At 55.7% G+C, this 16,130-nt stretch carries 14 protein-coding genes; 4 read left to right on the top strand and 10 right to left on the bottom strand.

Features of this window, described 5'->3' with window-relative positions; translation table 11 throughout:
• From QE435_RS16270 to QE435_RS16240, 7 genes are all read right to left on the bottom strand, one after another.
• Positions 1–1,206 (bottom strand): chemotaxis protein, encoded by a 1,206-nt coding sequence (locus QE435_RS16270; protein ID WP_349042010.1) that lies wholly within the window; start codon positions 1,204–1,206, stop codon positions 1–3.
• A 42-nt stretch (positions 1,207–1,248) separates the two neighbouring features.
• Positions 1,249–2,631 carry a MotB family protein gene (locus QE435_RS16265; protein ID WP_349042009.1) on the bottom strand — a complete coding sequence of 461 codons (1,383 nt, stop codon included), beginning with the start codon at positions 2,629–2,631 and terminating at the stop codon, positions 1,249–1,251.
• Positions 2,624–3,268 carry a hypothetical protein gene (locus QE435_RS16260; RefSeq protein ID WP_349042008.1) on the bottom strand — a complete coding sequence of 215 codons (645 nt, stop codon included), beginning with the start codon at positions 3,266–3,268 and terminating at the stop codon, positions 2,624–2,626. The genes QE435_RS16265 and QE435_RS16260 overlap by 8 nt, the downstream gene beginning before the upstream one ends.
• A gap of 177 nt (positions 3,269–3,445) precedes the next feature.
• Positions 3,446–4,411, bottom strand: a complete 966-nt coding sequence (locus tag QE435_RS16255; RefSeq protein WP_349042007.1) for a flagellin — start codon at positions 4,409–4,411, stop codon at positions 3,446–3,448.
• A 248-nt stretch (positions 4,412–4,659) separates the two neighbouring features.
• A complete protein-coding gene (locus QE435_RS16250) occupies positions 4,660–5,544 on the bottom strand; it encodes a flagellin (RefSeq protein WP_349042006.1) in 885 nt (294 codons plus the stop codon).
• Between the two features lie 719 nt (positions 5,545–6,263).
• Positions 6,264–7,142: a flagellin gene (locus QE435_RS16245; protein WP_349042005.1), complete on the bottom strand. Its 879-nt coding sequence runs from the start codon at positions 7,140–7,142 to the stop codon at positions 6,264–6,266.
• A 278-nt stretch (positions 7,143–7,420) separates the two neighbouring features.
• On the bottom strand, positions 7,421–8,296 hold the full coding sequence (locus QE435_RS16240) for a flagellin (RefSeq protein ID WP_349042004.1): 876 nt from the start codon (positions 8,294–8,296) through the stop codon (positions 7,421–7,423).
• A gap of 342 nt (positions 8,297–8,638) precedes the next feature.
• On the opposite strand from QE435_RS16240, the gene QE435_RS16235 reads away from it, so the two are divergent.
• Positions 8,639–10,561: a glycosyl transferase gene (locus tag QE435_RS16235; RefSeq protein WP_349042003.1), complete on the top strand. Its 1,923-nt coding sequence runs from the start codon at positions 8,639–8,641 to the stop codon at positions 10,559–10,561.
• Between the two features lie 177 nt (positions 10,562–10,738).
• On the opposite strand, the gene QE435_RS16230 is transcribed toward QE435_RS16235, so the two are convergent.
• From QE435_RS16230 to flgF, 3 genes are read right to left on the bottom strand one after another with little or no spacing between them, the layout of a single operon-like run.
• Positions 10,739–11,272, bottom strand: a complete 534-nt coding sequence (locus tag QE435_RS16230) for a flagellar protein (protein ID WP_349042002.1) — start codon at positions 11,270–11,272, stop codon at positions 10,739–10,741.
• 2 nt (positions 11,273–11,274) lie between these two features.
• Positions 11,275–12,669 (bottom strand): flagellar protein export ATPase FliI, encoded by a 1,395-nt coding sequence (gene fliI, locus QE435_RS16225; protein ID WP_349042001.1) that lies wholly within the window; start codon positions 12,667–12,669, stop codon positions 11,275–11,277.
• Between the two features lie 15 nt (positions 12,670–12,684).
• Positions 12,685–13,419: a flagellar basal-body rod protein FlgF gene (gene flgF / locus QE435_RS16220; RefSeq protein ID WP_309772376.1), complete on the bottom strand. Its 735-nt coding sequence runs from the start codon at positions 13,417–13,419 to the stop codon at positions 12,685–12,687.
• A 285-nt stretch (positions 13,420–13,704) separates the two neighbouring features.
• On the opposite strand from flgF, the gene motA reads away from it, so the two are divergent.
• From motA to fliN, 3 genes are all read left to right on the top strand, one after another.
• On the top strand, positions 13,705–14,577 hold the full coding sequence (motA, locus tag QE435_RS16215; RefSeq protein WP_306931010.1) for a flagellar motor stator protein MotA: 873 nt from the start codon (positions 13,705–13,707) through the stop codon (positions 14,575–14,577).
• Between the two features lies 1 nt (position 14,578).
• Positions 14,579–15,535, top strand: a complete 957-nt coding sequence (locus QE435_RS16210; RefSeq protein ID WP_306931008.1) for a FliM/FliN family flagellar motor switch protein — start codon at positions 14,579–14,581, stop codon at positions 15,533–15,535.
• Positions 15,536–15,600: 65 nt separating this feature from the next.
• Positions 15,601–16,104: a flagellar motor switch protein FliN gene (gene fliN, locus QE435_RS16205; RefSeq protein WP_306931006.1), complete on the top strand. Its 504-nt coding sequence runs from the start codon at positions 15,601–15,603 to the stop codon at positions 16,102–16,104.
• Positions 16,105–16,130 lie beyond the last annotated feature (26 nt).

Raw genomic sequence — 16,130 nt, 5'->3', positions numbered from 1 at the left:
TTATCCCCCTTCCTGCTTCAGCATGGAGTCGATCTCGTTCAATCGAGCGCGGTTCTTATCGAAAAATGTCTTCAATGGTGCGGCATCGGCTGCATGGGATGCAGCCTCCTCGGTCTGACCAGCATGTGCTGGAGCGTCTTCAACACCTCTAGCCGCGGGACTGCTGCCACTCGAAGCAGGCGGCGCGGCCGGGAGAGCGGCCGGCTGCATGATCTGCTTCGCAATGGTATTTGCCGCATCGCGCAGCGCCAGATCGCGCGGCGACAGTTCCGCTTCCGGTATGCTTGCCAGCTTTTTCTGTGCGCCAAGAACATCCTGTCCCGATATGTCGGTCAGTCCCGAATAGAGCTTAGAGAGAGGCTCGCGGGTCGTGTCACCCGTGTCCTCTGCAATTCTGTTGGCTTTCTCCGCCGCGAACTGGGCAAGCTCGGTCTTACCTTGCAAGGATGCCTGTCGGGCGATGCGCAGATAGATTTCCTGAGCCCTCTCCGGATCCATCAACTCGGCGATCTCACCAATGTCCTTCGTTGTCACGGGGCCAAAGCTATCGACGGCAAGGCTGACAAAGAGATCGGCAAACTGCGATGCATAGGGTGAGTGCAGAAACCGGACTGCGTATTTTCGGGCGTAGAGCATTCCCTTTTGAGGCTGCTTCAACTGCATCGTCGCCATGATGGAACGGCGCAGCGCCGCCTCCTCGATAATCGTACCCGGTGCGCTCAACCGAGCATCATCGAAGAATGGCAGTGCTGCAGCCGCATCTCTCGTATAGGCGATGTTGCCCGCAATCAGCATGAGGTAAGGGCCCAGGCGGTTGTTACGATATTCTGGGATCAGATCGGAAACGACCTTATCCACCAGACCGCCACGGCCGCTGAGATATTTTTGCAAGACATTGACCACACGGGAATCGAAGTATCCCTGCACGTCCTTGGCCACGAGGTAGTTGAGTGTCGCGGGATTGCCGCCGCTCATGATGTAGATCAGCGCCGCATCGGCATTCTTCGCGTCGGAGAACACCGACATGTCCGACGTCCGTAACGTGGTGTCGAAAGTCCCCAGCAGAAATTTTTGCATGTCGCGCGCGGAATGGTCGCCCATGACGACGGAATCCTGCACGAACTGCAGCGACCGCAAGATCTTGGCGGGCGGCAGGTCGCTCTGGGCCTGGCCCTGGCCAGCCGCCAGAAGCCAGGATACCCCCATCAACAATCCAGCAATATGAGTGGCTCTCATCATCCGCTGGCCTCAACCGTCCTCGAGCAATATCTCGATACGGCGGTTCGCGCCGTTCATCGGGTCATCCGTGCTTTGCAAGCGACGGTCGGCAAAACCGGAGAGCTGCTTGATCCGCCCTTCATCCAGTCCGCCGCGCACCAGCATGTAATAGGCCGCATGGGCGCGATCCATCGACAGTGTCCAGTTGTCTTTGCCACCGCTATTATAGGCTCTGCCATCGGTATGGCCGCGAATGACGACAGCACCCTTTTGCTTGCTGAGAACCTCGCCGATCTTTCCCATTGCCAGGACCAGATCGCGCTGGGGGACCGCGGAGCCGACGCTGAACATCGCACTGCTCGCCTTTTCCGAGATGGTAATCAGCGTGCCGCCTTCGGCAGGGGTCACAACGATGCCCTCGGCAAGCTTGCCAGCCACGCCGGAGACCTCCTGCGAGATCTCCGCTCGCAATGCGTCAGCGGCCTTTTCACTGGTTTGCGATACCTTGACGGGCGTGGCGGGTTCGCTTTCAGCGTCTTGCTTCGTCTGCGCATCCTGTTTTGCCGATTGTTTGCCGGAAACCTGATTGGGCTTTGGACTGGGGACCGGAATAGCCATTGCGACTTCGGTTGGCTTCTCCGCTTCCGCATCCAGATCGTCCGCCGCAACCTGCTCAACCTTGGCCGCTTTGGGGTCGGGGGGCGTTCCGAGATCGTTCGGGTCGCCGATGATGCCCGCAACATCCTCCTTGGGTGGCGTTTGCTTCACGCTTTCAGGTTTCTGCTCCTTTTCCGGAAGCTTTGTGTCCTGGACCACAACAGCAGGGTTCTGCTGAGCGGTGTCGATCTGCTTGCTCCAGAAATCCGGATCGAAGGGATCGCGATAAGCTTCGCCGCCGGATGCGCCGGTCGAGGGACCGGACTCGCTTGCGCCACCCTCACCCTTGGCGCTGACATTGGCCTGCTGCCCGACCTCCTGGGCAATCTCCGCGAGAACCGCATAGGGATTTTCGAAGAAGGCGGTTTCGGAGAAATTAACATTCTGGCCAGACGTCGTGGTCGAGTCCTCGCCGCTTGCGGCAGCGCTGCCCTCCGTCGACTTGGTCGTCTTGGTGTCGGATTTCGCGCTGGTCTCCTCCCCTCGCTCTTTCTTGGCAGGCTGCTTCAATCCACGTTCGGCAGGCTGCTCGTCCGTCAACTTGATCGGATTGAAATAGCTGGCGACCGAGGCTGTCGTCTTTTCGTTGGACGCGTTGACGAGCCACATGACGAGGAAGAAGGCCATCATCGCAGTCATGAAGTCGGCAAAGGCGATCTTCCAGGCACCCCCATGCGCACCGTCATGCCCACCCTTGTGCCGCTTGACGATGATGATTTCATTCTTGCCGTGATGGTGATTTTCGCTCTCACTCATCAGACAAGCCCCTCAAGCCTTGGAAGAACTCCGACAATCTCGTCATTAAAATTGAATTATCCATGTGAACCTGAATATCGATGTCGTCCGACATCTCGTAGTCGATGGGGTGATCAACCCCCTCCAGTTCCCTACGCATCTTGGAAAGCAGTTCCTCCGGCCCGCTGATCTTGACCGTGCCAGCATAGCCATCCTGTATCTCGCGACGGACCTGCGCCGAAAGTTCGGCCGCCGTCTTCTGTGCGAGCTCATGTTCGACAAACTGGCTGAGAACCTTGAGACAAGCGGCCTCGACGTGCTCATTCATCACCTGCTTCATGGTGATGACCGAGGTCGCGAGGTGACCGGCGATTTCTTCCTCAAACCGGACACGTTGGGCCTCCAGCTCCTCCTCATGGCGCAGCTTCAAGGCGTCGAGTTCGGCCTGATGGTTCTCTTGGAGGCTCTGTCTTGCAGATTGCTCACCATCCTCGAACGCCTTCCGCTTCTCCTCCTCGAAATCGACCAAAGGCTCGGGAGCTGACGCCCATTCATTCTCGAAGGTCACCGCCGGCATCTCGAAATCGATCGCCACGGGTTCTTCAACCGGCACGAACTGGCTGAAATCCTTCAAGTATTTTGTCAGCGCTGCACTCATCGACGCACCTGGCGACAGACATGACATCTGTCTTTTCAATCCGAGAAGCCTTACCGCGTTTATTCGCGCAAGGTGTTCGCAGCTGCATCGTCTGTCCTGCGGGAGAACTGGAGAGGGCAGCTTTTCAGAAACGGAGAGTAAAGAGCCAAACTTGTGCGAGGATGAACCTATCCGCCGTTAGCCGAAGAGATCGTTGAGACTCCTGCGGAAGCTATTGGCCATGGACACCATTTCCACCGCTAGCTCTCGTTGAGATTTGTAGGCGGCAAGCTTTGTGGACTCCTCCGTCATGTCAGCATCAACGAGACGACTGACGCTTAGGTCGAGAGAATCGCCCATACCCTTGACGAAGGAGGTTTGTTGATTGATCCGGCGGGACATTGTGCCGAGCGAACTTCCCAGTCCCTGCACTTTTCGAGAGAGGTCACTGACAACAGAGATCATGTCGTCGAGCTGCTCTTGCGTTGTATCAGCCGAGACCTTAATCTCAGCACCCGCCGGTGCCGTCGTGCCATCAATGTGCAAAAGGTAATAATCTCTTGGGGTCGCTGTCCCTTGGGGATTGAGCGGGGCAGCGTCGACAGCACTTGTGAGTATACCACGCCGGGGATCGCTCGTATCGACTAAGGTCGTCTCGGAAGTTCTGATGGTGAGATACTGCAGTGTAATAGCTCCATCCGTTCCTTTTTCATAGGAATAAGGGATGGATTTGCTTTCCATCAGCTGCTCATTGTTGTTGTATAGCCAATTGTCTCCCGAAAAGCTTGCCGACTTGGCGACTGACTCAAGATTGCTTTTGAGCGAAGAAAGGGATGCATTGATCGCATCGCGATCGGCGCTGGACTCCTTGGCAGTCGTCAGCTGCGTTTTTATCTTGTCGAGAAGCTCAATCGTCGACGATACGCTTTCATAGGTCGTGTCTACTTTCGCCGCACCCAGGGTCAGCGCATCTCCGACGCTGGTCAAAACCTTACCCTCGGATTTCAGCTTCTGCGAGGTCGACCAGTATCCGGCATTGTCTGCGGCTTCCGCGACTTTGAGACCGGAGCTTGCCCGCAGCTGCGTTTTTTGCAGATTGTCCGCGCTGAAGAGAAGCGTCTGTAGTGCGCTCTGCACATAGCTCGAGGAAAGAATCTTGGTCATGCCATTCGTCTCAAGAAGAGTGGAGTACATGCCATTTCTGGCGAATGCGCCTCTCTTCATGAAGAGGCTGAAAAGCCGGACACCGCGTTTATCAAACTCTGCGAATCACCGCGACACCAAATACACGAAGAAACCATGGTCAAGCTTGCGTGAGGCTGGAGATCGCTTAATGGATCGAAGGACGCCTTAATGAAGAAGGCCGCGTCTTTGGAAAAACGCGGCCTTTTGCTTTATGATCTGTCCAAATCCTACTGGCGGAAGAGCGAGAGCAGCTGCTGCGAGCCGGAATTTGCGATGGAGAGAGACTGGACGGCCAACTGTTGCTGCGTCTGCAGCGCAGAAAGCTTCGCGGATTCTTCTTCCATGTTGGCATCTACCAAGCGGCTGATACCGGATTTCTGGGCATCGCTGAGCTTCTTGGAGAAGCTGTCCTGCATGTCGATGCGGGTCTTCAGAGCGCCGACGGCGGCAGCACCCTTCACCATTTTCTTCAGCGCAGTTTCAACGGTGTCCAGATAAGAGTCGATGTTGGTCTGGCTCGTCGTCGATGTGAGCTTGATATTCATCACAGATCCAAGAATGCCGCCGGTACCAATGCCCGTTGCAGTGGCGATTGCCGAGAACATCGCATAGCTGCCGGCTTCGTAGGACGCCGTGGTGATCTTGACCGTGCCGTCGCTGTTGCGGATGAAGCCGTCAACGACAGACGAGCTGGAACCGGCGGCCTTGACGACCCAGTTTTCACCGTTGAAGGATGCAGACTGAGCGATCGAAGACAGCTGTTGCTGCAGCTTGGTGATTTCCAGCTGAACCTGTGTCTTGTCTACTGAGCTTTCACTTGCCGTCGAGAGCTTGGCCTTAATTTCATTGACAACATCCTTGGCGCTGTCCATCGCAGCGTAAGCCGTGTCTACCTTCGCTGCACCAACGCCCAGAGCATCGGCAGCAGCGTTGAGGGCTTTGTTGTCGGACCGCATGGTCGTGGAGATCGACCAGTAGGCAACGTTGTCTGATGCCTTTGCAACGCGATAGCCCGATGACACGCGCTCCTGGGTGCTCGAAAGGCTGTTGTTGACGTTGCGAAGTGACTGCAATGCGGACATTGCAGAGGTGTTGGTCAAAATACTGGTCATCTCATTAGCCCCTTTGGCCTAGGTATAAGAAGGGACATTCCGGTCGTACCGGGAAACGCAGCGGGCAGCTTCATGCTTACCGAATGAATGGTTCGGCGTGCTGTTTCGATGGCCACAGAAAACATTGTTATGGTTAACAAAGGTTTAAGTGCAGGAAAGTTTTTACCTCGGTGAACGAGGCGTTAATGTCCTAACGCTCCCATCATCAACCAAGTTATTGATATTTATACATTTTTTATTTTAGAAAGAAACCAAAGGAACATGGTCTTGGTGCTCGGATATATCAACGCTCTTAGGCCTCGCTTTAGTGTTAAAAATCACTGATGGAGGCATAGCTGTCAACGAGGTACGAGCTGTTCAGCTTCTTGCTCTTTGCCCGCAGTATAGACCAATTTTTGAGACCGGGTGGAGACCAGCACTTGTTGCGGTGATCGTCTGAAAAACAAGTCTGATAACCTTCCTTATCGAGACATCTGTAGAACACCGGATAATGCTCTGGACACAGGAGAGGGTATGCGGCGCGCAACACTGTCAAGCGGGCGAAGTTGCTTATCGGCTCAGGAACCCGAGTCATATTCGCCACATGTCAGGTCATCTCGAGATATTTTCAATTACCGGAGAGTTCTAGAAATGCAGAAGGCCGGTACATCGCTTGCGATGTACCGGCCTCAAGGTCGTTGCCGCGCGAAAGCGCGGCGTCGAATGGCTTTGAACTAGGCTTAGCCGCGGAAGAGCGAGAGAAGCTGCTGCGAGCTGGAGTTAGCGATTGAGAGAGACTGAACGGCCAACTGCTGCTGCGTCTGCAATGCAGAAAGCTTGGCGGACTCTTCTTCCATGTTCGCATCTACCAGGCGGCTGATACCAGACTTCTGCGCGTCGCTCAGTTGCTTGGAGAAGGTGTCCTGCATTTCGATACGCTTGGAGAGAGCACCAACCGCAGCTGCACCCTTCGTCAGCTTCTTTAGAGCTGTTTCAACGGTCGTCATATAAGTGTCGATCTGGCCCTGGGTCGTCGTGGCACTGAGGCTGATCGACATCACCGAACCCAGAACGCCACCCGTACCCACGCCACCCGAGATGGCCGAGAACATCGCGTAACTTCCGGCTTCGTAGGACGCCGTGGTGATCTTGACCGTGCCGTCGCTGTTGCGAATGAAGCCGTCTACAACTGTCGTGCTGGAGCCGGCTGCCTTGACTACCCAGTTTTCACCGCTGAACGAAGCCGACTGGCCGATGGAAGACAACTGTTCCTGCAGCTTGCCAATTTCAAGCTGAACCTGGGTCTTGTCGACGGAGCTTTCGCTTGCGGTCGTCAGCTTGGCCTTGATTTCGTTGACGACATCCTTAGCGCTGTCCATCGCGGCATAGGCCGTATCGACCTTCGCAGCGCCGACACCCAGCGCATCAGTCGCCGCCGACAGGGCCTTGTTGTCCGATTTCATGGTCGTGGAAATCGACCAATAAGCGACGTTGTCGGCCGCCTTGCCAACTTTCAGGCCACTGGAGACGGCGTTCTGAGTCGTGGAGAGATTGCTGTTAACGTTGCGAAGAGCCTGCAGTGCAGACATAGCGGATGTGTTCGTCAGAATGCTGGTCATAGTAAAACTGCCCCTATGGCACGAGATATTAAAAGGGACATTCCGCTCCTACCGGAAAACGACATATGGCATCATGCCCGCAGAAAGTATTAACCAGACCTTCAGCAGTCGTTTTGATAGGCTTATCTAACTATATTAAGGTTAAGCAACAAATAATATTTAATTAAAATTGAGTAAAATTTCAAAGAAAATTAATAGTGCTTTTTTAACTGAGATTAACGAACAAAAAAGGCTGAGCCTTCCGGCCCAGCCTCATTAATACTTTATTTAGAACAGGATTAACGGAACAGCGACAGGATGCTCTGCGAGCTGGAGTTAGCGATTGAGAGAGACTGAACGGCCAACTGCTGCTGCGTCTGCAATGCAGAAAGCTTGGCGGACTCTTCTTCCATGTTCGCATCTACCAGGCGGCTGATGCCAGCCTTCTGCGCGTCGGAGATCTTGCTTGAGAACTGATCCTGAAGATCGATACGCTTGGAAAGCGCGCCGAGAGCGGCTGCACCCTTCGTCAACTTCTTCAGAGCTGTTTCAACGGTCGTCATATAAGTGTCGATCTGGCCCTGGGTTGTCGTGGCGCTGAGGCTGATCGACATCACCGAACCAAGAACACCACCCGTACCCACGCCACCCGAGACGGACGAGAACATCGCGTAGCTTCCGGCTTCGTAGGATGCCGTGGTGATCTTGACCGTGCCGTCGCTGTTGCGAATGAAGCCGTCTACAACTGTCGTGCTGGAGCCGGCTGCCTTGACCACCCAGTTTTCACCGTTGAACGAAGCCGACTGGCCGATGGAAGACAACTGCTCCTGCAGCTTGCCAATTTCAAGCTGAACCTGGGTCTTGTCGACGGAGCTTTCGCTTGCAGTCGTCAGCTTGGCCTTGAGTTCGTTGACGACATCCTTGGCGCTGTCCATCGCGGCATAGGCCGTGTCGACCTTGGCGGCACCGATGCCGAGTGAGTCGGTTGCAGCGTTCAGAGCCTTGTTGTCAGACTTCATGGTCGTGGCGATCGACCAGTATGCTGCGTTATCCGACGCCTTAGATACCCTCAGGCCTGAGGAGATGACGTTCTGCGACTTTGCCAAGTTGCCGTTGACGTTACGTAGGTTCTGAAGAGCGGTTGTGGCGCTGGAATTGAAGTTGATGCTAGACATGATTGCCCCTTTTTACGAGATACTTTGGGAGGGACATGCCGGATTCCACCGGCGTAAACGGTTCGGCTTCATGCCACTCGGTTCCGTTCTTGTAGGGAAACCAAACCCGTCACGTGAGGATGAAAATGCCTGCCAAGCATTTCCAACTTCTTAATTTGACCGGTCGAATCTATCGTTCCCGAGCTTAAAGTTAACATTCGGTTAACACCCGGAGGGACTGAACAAAGAGCTGAAACATCCCGCTTCGAGCAAGGTTCATCCGATAGGCTCGGATGAATTTTCTATAGCCCCAGCCGACGTGACCACACGGGGATATGGCGAGCAAAAGGATGCGACAGGTCGATGTTAAATGAAATCAGCTACTCGGTAGCCTCGAAACACTTCAAGGCAGGCAGATACACCGAAGCACTGGCCGCATTGAACGAGTTAATCGATGCCAAGAAAGATGCGCGAACCTACGCGCTGCTTGCAAGAACGCTGCGGCAGGTCGGCCTACCCGACCAAGCCGCTACTGCATACGAGCTTGCTTATCAGCAGGGCGGAATGGACGCGGAAGCGCATCTGGTGAACAGCATCAAGCTTTTCTACGAGTGCAAGCAGAACGACAAGGCACTCGCGCTCTCCAACAAGCTCATCAACCGCTTTCACAAGCATCCCGATATCGCTTTCATCGTCGGAAAGCTGCTGCTCGAGCGTGGCGAGAACCGCATTGCCCGGACGTTGAAAAACATCCTGATGAAGAGCGATAATATCGATCACATCCTGTTGGGCGCACGCATAGCGATCACCACATGGGATGTCTTCGATCCGAGCGACCTCGAAACGGCGCGCGTGCTGCTCTCGAGACTGCCGCGCGAAAATGCAGTGCGTCTGATGTTTCTTGTCTTCAGCCGGGAAAACAGCAGGTTCGACAATATAGAGATCCACCAACCCATTATCGATGCAGCAATCGCATCGGGCGATACGTCTTTCGTCGCCGATGACGGAACGTTCTTCAACCTCCACTGGACGGGCGACGAGCACCTCAACCAACTCGCGCGCAGTAATACGCCGTTCTTCACACCTGAAATGACAGCGCGGCGGCGAGCCCTGCCACATATGTGGGGTGACAAGATCCGGATCGGATACATGTCGTCAGACTTCTTTGATATACACGCGACCATGAAACTGATCCGCCGCGTACTGGAGTTACACGACCGTGACCGTTTCGAAATCACCCTATTCTGCCATACCGATCCCGTTCATCTTCAGATGAACGAGGCCGATCGCAGCCAATGGGGTGATGTTGTCACGATCTACGACATGAGTGACGAAGAGGCCTGCGATGAAATCAGGGCGCGCAATATTGACATATTGGTCGATCTGAAGGGTCATACTGCCAACAACCGTACATCCATCCTAAACCTCGGCGCAGCTCCTATCCAGGTCGCCTGGATCGGCTTTCCCGGCTCGACGGTCAATGTCGATCTCGATTATGCGATCGGAGACCCCTACGTCCTCCAGGACAGTTCTAAGCCCTTTTACTATGAAAAGTTCGTTCGGTTGCCGGAATGCTACCAGCCGAACGACTCAGTCAACCGCCCACTCGCGCAAAAAGTCACCCGCGCGCAAGTCGGTCTGCCTGAGGACGCGTTCGTTTTCGCGTCCTTCAATGCCAACCGCAAGATCACACCCAAGGTCATGGACATGTGGTGCGAGATCTTGAAAAAGACGCCAAACAGCGTGATCTGGATCATGCAGAGCAGCCCTTACAGCTCAGCCAACATCCTGAAGAAATTCAACGCCAAAGGCATTCACTCGCGGCGTGTCTTCATCACAGGCAAGCTCGATTACGAACTTCACCTCAATCGCATCACCGCAGCGGATCTCGGTCTCGACACCTTCCCGGTCAACGGCCATACGACGACGTCCGAGCAGCTTTGGGCAGGACTGCCGGTGCTTACCGTCAAAGGAACGAATTTCGCTTCCCGCGTCAGCGAGAGCCTGCTGAACGCTATCGGCACGCCGGAACTCGTGGCAGAAGACGACAAAGACTATGTGCGGCAGGCCGTGTTCTACGCGCAAAATCCGGATCGTCTGAAAGAAATCCGCGACCGCATCGACGCGAACCGCTTCGTCACACCGCTCTTCGATGCCGAGCGCTTCTGCCGTCACCTCGAAACTGCCTATGAGATGATGGTCGAGCGCGCAAAGCAGGGAGCCGAACCGGATCATTTCGATGTTCCGGCACTCCCGAAGCGCGACGGCCCCTTTCTCGAACGGTAATACCTCGATCGTTTCCTGTTAAGTGGATAGGTTCCAAATACGAAAATGGCCGCTTCGAAAGAAGCGGCCATTTTCGTGTCTGGCGTCGAGCAACGGGGCTTGCTCTTCTTAAAGGCATGATGATGGACTGAGTTCAACTGGACTGGATCAGGCCTCGCTTGACATCACACCGCGGATTTACTCCGAGTAGAGCTCGCCGGCCGAGGTCACGATCTTCCACCGTCCGTCCACCTTGGTCATGGAGAGAAGCTTGCTTTCGTCCGGCAGGACCGACCCGATCTGAACCAGGAACATGCCGGACTTGTCCTCGATCAGTGCCCGTCCGTTTGAGACATGCAGCAGCTTGAAGTTTGCCCCACCCGGGAAGGGCTGTTGGGGCATTGGACCGTCTGAGTTGACATTCTTGTCGTTCGCAGGGACCGTCGCGGTTATGACGTTGTCGACGATAGCATCTTTGGACTGGCTGGTAGCGACGGAATTATCATTATGCGGCATAACCGCATCCCCACCACCACCGCCGCGTTGCGGGACATTCATCAAAGCCTCCCAACCGCGACCGCTCATGCCGAATTTCTCCGGGTTGAGGAAGACATACCAAGGCAGCGCCGCTGCCGCTGCGGCCACCCCGATCAGGCCGCCTGTCAGCCAACGATCAAATTGCCTGGCGGCATCGGCCGTCGTGACGGTCTTGTTGCGCTTTTTGAACTTCATAGTCATGGTCCCCGTCGCTGTGCAGTCGCAGACTGGTTGTTTACGGGCGCATTTCGCAGTGCATTTGCCAGTTCTGCGTAGGCATCGATTACCGTCGGATCGCCCGGCGACTGCTTGAGAACTTCGTACACAAAGGGCACCTGCTTGACCGCCATGTCGAGCTCGGCATCGACGCCCGGCCGATAACCACCGATCAGGCGCAGATCCTTCGTTTCCTCGAAATTGTGAATGAGTGATTTCAACCGCGAGACCAGCTTCTGCTGATCGGGTGTCCAAGCCTTGTGGGAAAGACGCGAGATGGATGCCAGCGGATTGATCGGAGGATAACGGCCTTCATCGGCGAGCGATCGATCGAGCACAATGTGGCCGTCGAGAATGCCGCGTGTGGAGTCCGCGATCGGATCGTTGTGATTGTCACCATCGACAAGGATCGAGATGATGGCGGTGACGGTACCCGTCCCCTCCTTGCCCGGCCCGGCGCGCTCCAGAAGCTTTGGAAGTTCCGTAAAGACCGAAGCCGGATATCCGCGCGCGATTGGCGGCTCGCCAGCGGCAATCGCAACTTCGCGGATCGCATGGGCAAAGCGGGTGATGCTGTCTGCGATGAAGAGAACATTTTCGCCTTTGTCGCGGAAGTGTTCGGCAATGGTCATTGCGACCAGTGGTGCCATCTTTCGCAACATCGGGCTTTCATCGCTTGTCGCGACAACGGCAATCGACTTCCTCATATTGTCGCCGAGCGTGTCTTCGATGAATTCGCGAACTTCGCGACCGCGTTCGCCCACCAGCGCGATGACCACCTTGTCGAAGGCATCCGCCTTGGCGAGCATGGATAGCAAAGTGGATTTACCGACACCCGATCCGGCAAAGACACCGAGACGCTGACCCAGACACAGGGGTGTAAAAATGTCGATGGCCTTCACCCCGGTCCGAAAGCCGGTAATGACGCGGCTTCGGCTCATGGATGGTGGGGGCAAGGCCATGACGGTGCGTTTCCGTGCACCTTTCAGAAGCGGGCCTTTGCCATCGATCGGTTTGCACAATGAATTAATCGTCCGGCCGCACCAGCTATCGTCGGGCTGAACACGAAATTCGCCCTCTCGCAGCACGATATCGTTGACGCCGATCGGCTCGCCAGGTTCGATGGGGCAGACATAGATGAGGTCCGGCTCGACACGCACCACTTCACCCAGGTGCAGACCGGTCGCGCTTTTGTGGACGACGAACTCGCCAAGCCGAACATGTTCCGACAGGCCGCTGACCGTATAGTGGCCGGCAGCGATGGTGCGCACACGCCCGCCGCGCGACACTGGCGCGCCCGAAACCAGTTGAGCAGCCGCGATCTGGGACAGGGCATCCAGTTTGTGAAACGGCGAGGGCTGCGGTTGGCTATCCATCTTGGTTCATGCCGATTACTGACCGCCACCCAGCGTGCGGAGCGCTTGGGAGAGATTGTCCTCCGTCGACTTCATCATCGACGAAATGCCTTCAAAGGCCCGGTTGACCTGGATAAGCTGCGTCATCTGCGAGACGCCGTTGATGTTGGAAGCTTCGAGATAGCCCTGCACGACACCGGCTCGATCAGCATCCACCACCGGCTGTGGCGGCTGAGCAAAGATCACGCCGCTGTTCTCATAGCGAACGAAGCCCTTCTTCGCATCTGCGGTGAACAATCCGATCTGGCCCATCGTCCGACCATTCTGGCTAATGCGACCATCGGCACCAACGGTCGGCTCCCCCGCAGCAAGGTTGAGCTGGATCGGCGCGCCGCCGGGATCAAGAACCGGATAGCCCTTAGTCGAGATCAATTCGCCAGTCGTCGACATGGAAAAGCGGCCATCGCGCGTCAGAACCTGGCCTGACGGTGTGTTGATGGCAAACCATGCATCACCCTTGACGGCAAAATCGAAGGGGTTTCCAGTCCGCTCAAGTTCGCCATTGACCGTCGAAAGATAGTCGTTGCCCTGGGTCACGAAGGCGATATTGGCACGCAGATCGTTCTTCGTCTGGGCCATCACCTGGTTAAATTTCACCTCGGTGCCACGAAAGCCGACCGTATTCATGTTGGCAATGTTGTCCGCGATGGTCGTGAGGCGACGTTCCAAGGCGATCTGGGACGAAATACCAACATAGATACCAGATTGCATGTCGTTCTCCTGTTCGGACTTCCAGCCAAGGACGTGCGCCCAAACCCGGCGCATCATGGCTTCAAAGACCTAGAGGGGTTTGCTTGCGCGAAACTTTTGGTCGCTCTCCGCGATCGACCTTGCGAAGACCGAGCTGCATCAGACGATGCCAGGGTTCGGGCAAACATGCCCCTCGCGACCATCAAGAAGGTGCGGCGCCAGTAGCGAAGCGCCTTAAGCCAGCCTCGCGCAAGGCATGATGCCTAACCATTCAGGAGAAAAATTGGCTGCAGGTGTGAGCGTCAGATGAATATCGTTATTGGACTGGTTATTACTTTCGGCTGTATTCTCGGCGGCTTCATGGCCATGGGCGGACACTTGGACGTCCTTATTCAGCCCTTCGAGCTCGTGATCATCGGCGGCGCAGGCCTTGGCGGCTTCATCATGTCCAACCCCATGAAAGTGGTGAAGGACTCCGGCAAAGCGCTTGGCGAAGCATTCAAGTTCGCGGTGCCGAAAGAGCGTCACTATCTCGATGTGCTCGGTGTTCTCTACTCTCTGATGCGCGACCTGCGCACCAAATCGCGAAACGAGATCGAAGCCCATATCGATAATCCGGAGGAATCCTCCATCTTCCAGACGGCACCTTCGGTCTTGAAGAACAAGGAACTGACATCCTTCATCTGCGATTATGTCCGCCTGATCATCATCGGCAATGCGCGCAGCCATGAAATCGAAGCGCTGATGGACGAGGAAATCGAAACGATCCTCTACGACAAGCTGAAGCCTTACAACGCCATTACCGCAATGGGCGACTCCTTCCCGGCGATCGGCATCGTCGCCGCCGTTCTCGGCGTTATCAAGGCCATGGGTAAGATCAACGAACCACCTGCGGTTCTCGGTGGTCTTATCGGCGCTGCGCTCGTCGGCACCATGCTTGGCATTCTTCTTTCCTACTCGATCTGTAACCCGCTCGCCTCCCAGGTCAAAATCGTCCGCTCGAAGCAACACAGACTGTATGTCATCGTGAAGCAAACGTTGATCGCCTATATGAACGGCTCGGTTCCCCAGGTTGCGCTGGAATACGGACGAAAGACGATTTCCGGCTATGAGCGTCCTTCGATCGACGCCGTGGAGCAGGAAATGATGAACCCTGGCGGCGACCAGAAGGCGGCTTGAGATGGCGATTGCTGCGGACCATAGCTCTTCCTTGGGAATGGAACCCTCGCTGCTCGCGAAGCTCACCGGTGGGCTTGGGGACAGCAAGACCGTCGCCAAGATCGGCAACGAGATCGGCCAAGTCTATGGCACCTTCCTGCCCGACGTCTTCCACAGTCAAACCAGCATCACCATCGAGGTTGATTATGAGGCTTGCGAATCCGGCCTGATGACCGATCTCATTGCGAAGCTCGGTAAGGATTACGCTGTCGCGGATTGTTCGCTTCGCAACTGGTGCAACAATTTCATGATCGGTGTCGGCAACGCATTCGTCATGGCGTTGATGGAACGCATGCTGGGTGCTGCACCCGATACGATCATGGAACCGGAAGTCCGGCCCCTGTCGCCGATCGAGCTCGATCTTGCGGCTTTGATCCTCGACCGAATCGCTGGCGTGTTGCGCTCGGCGGTCAACGCTTCCGGCGGCTTCGAAGTGACGATCGAGCCGCCCTTCAATGCAACCGGAAAGAGCGCTTACGAAGAAGCCATGTTCGGCCAATTCGGCATGCTGATCCGGATGAAGATCGCAATCGGCAAGATTGCTTCCGAATTTGCGCTGATTATTCCTCAGCGCACGCTTCTCAAGACCACGATCGTCACGCCGAAGCCTTCGGCGGGGGCCGTTAAGAAGCAAGAAGAGTGGATGGAGATGATTTCCGAACAGGTCAAGCGTTCCCAGGTAACGCTTGAAGCGAAAATCAGACTTCAGACACTGACACTGAAGACCATCTCACGCCTCGTGGAAGGAGACGTTATTCCTTTCCGGGACGCGAAGCAGGATGATATCTGCGTCGAAGTAAGCGCAAACGGAGCAAAGATGTATAATTGCGAGTTTGGGCGAGCCGGGGACCGCTACACGGTTCGGGTCAAGAACAACGTCTCCACGGATGACGAAATCCTAAGACACCTGATGGGTTGAGATCGCTCAATACTACCTTAGGTTTTAGGCAGGCTGACGCAAGTTTCAAAAGGAATAATTATCGCATGGCTACGAAAAAGACCCCTGTAACCGACGACGACCTGATGCCTTCGCTCGATGACACGGGCGAACTGGATCAAGCTATCGGTGGGCTGCGCGACGTCTTGAAAAGCGACGCGGAGGGTTCGCTCTCCAGCTTCGGGGACTTCGGCGACTTTGATGGCGCCGCTGCAAGCCCGCTGGGCGATGACCTCGACGCGTTTGGCTTTGATGCGGGCACACCACCTTCCGCAGCACCGCTTGGCAGCGGCCTGTCGGACAACTTGGACCTGATCATGGACATCCCGATCGATGTCCAGATCGTTTTGGGAACCAGCCGCATGCTGGTATCGGGCCTGATGGGCCTGGAAGAGGGAGCAACAATTGCGCTCGATCGACGAATCGGCGAACCTGTTGAGATCATGGTGAACGGTCGTTGCATTGCACGCGGCGAAATTACCGTTCTGGAAAACGACGATACACGTTTCGGTGTGAAGCTGATCGAAGTGCTGAGTACTAAGAAGACCTGATCCCTGTGGGGACGGAGAGGAAAGAC

Source organism: Agrobacterium sp. SORGH_AS 787 (genome assembly GCF_030819035.1).
Classification (GTDB): Bacteria; Pseudomonadota; Alphaproteobacteria; order Rhizobiales; family Rhizobiaceae; genus Agrobacterium; species Agrobacterium larrymoorei_B.
Note: the sequence above shows the minus strand (reverse complement) of the source record. Positions and strands in the feature narration are given on the sequence as shown.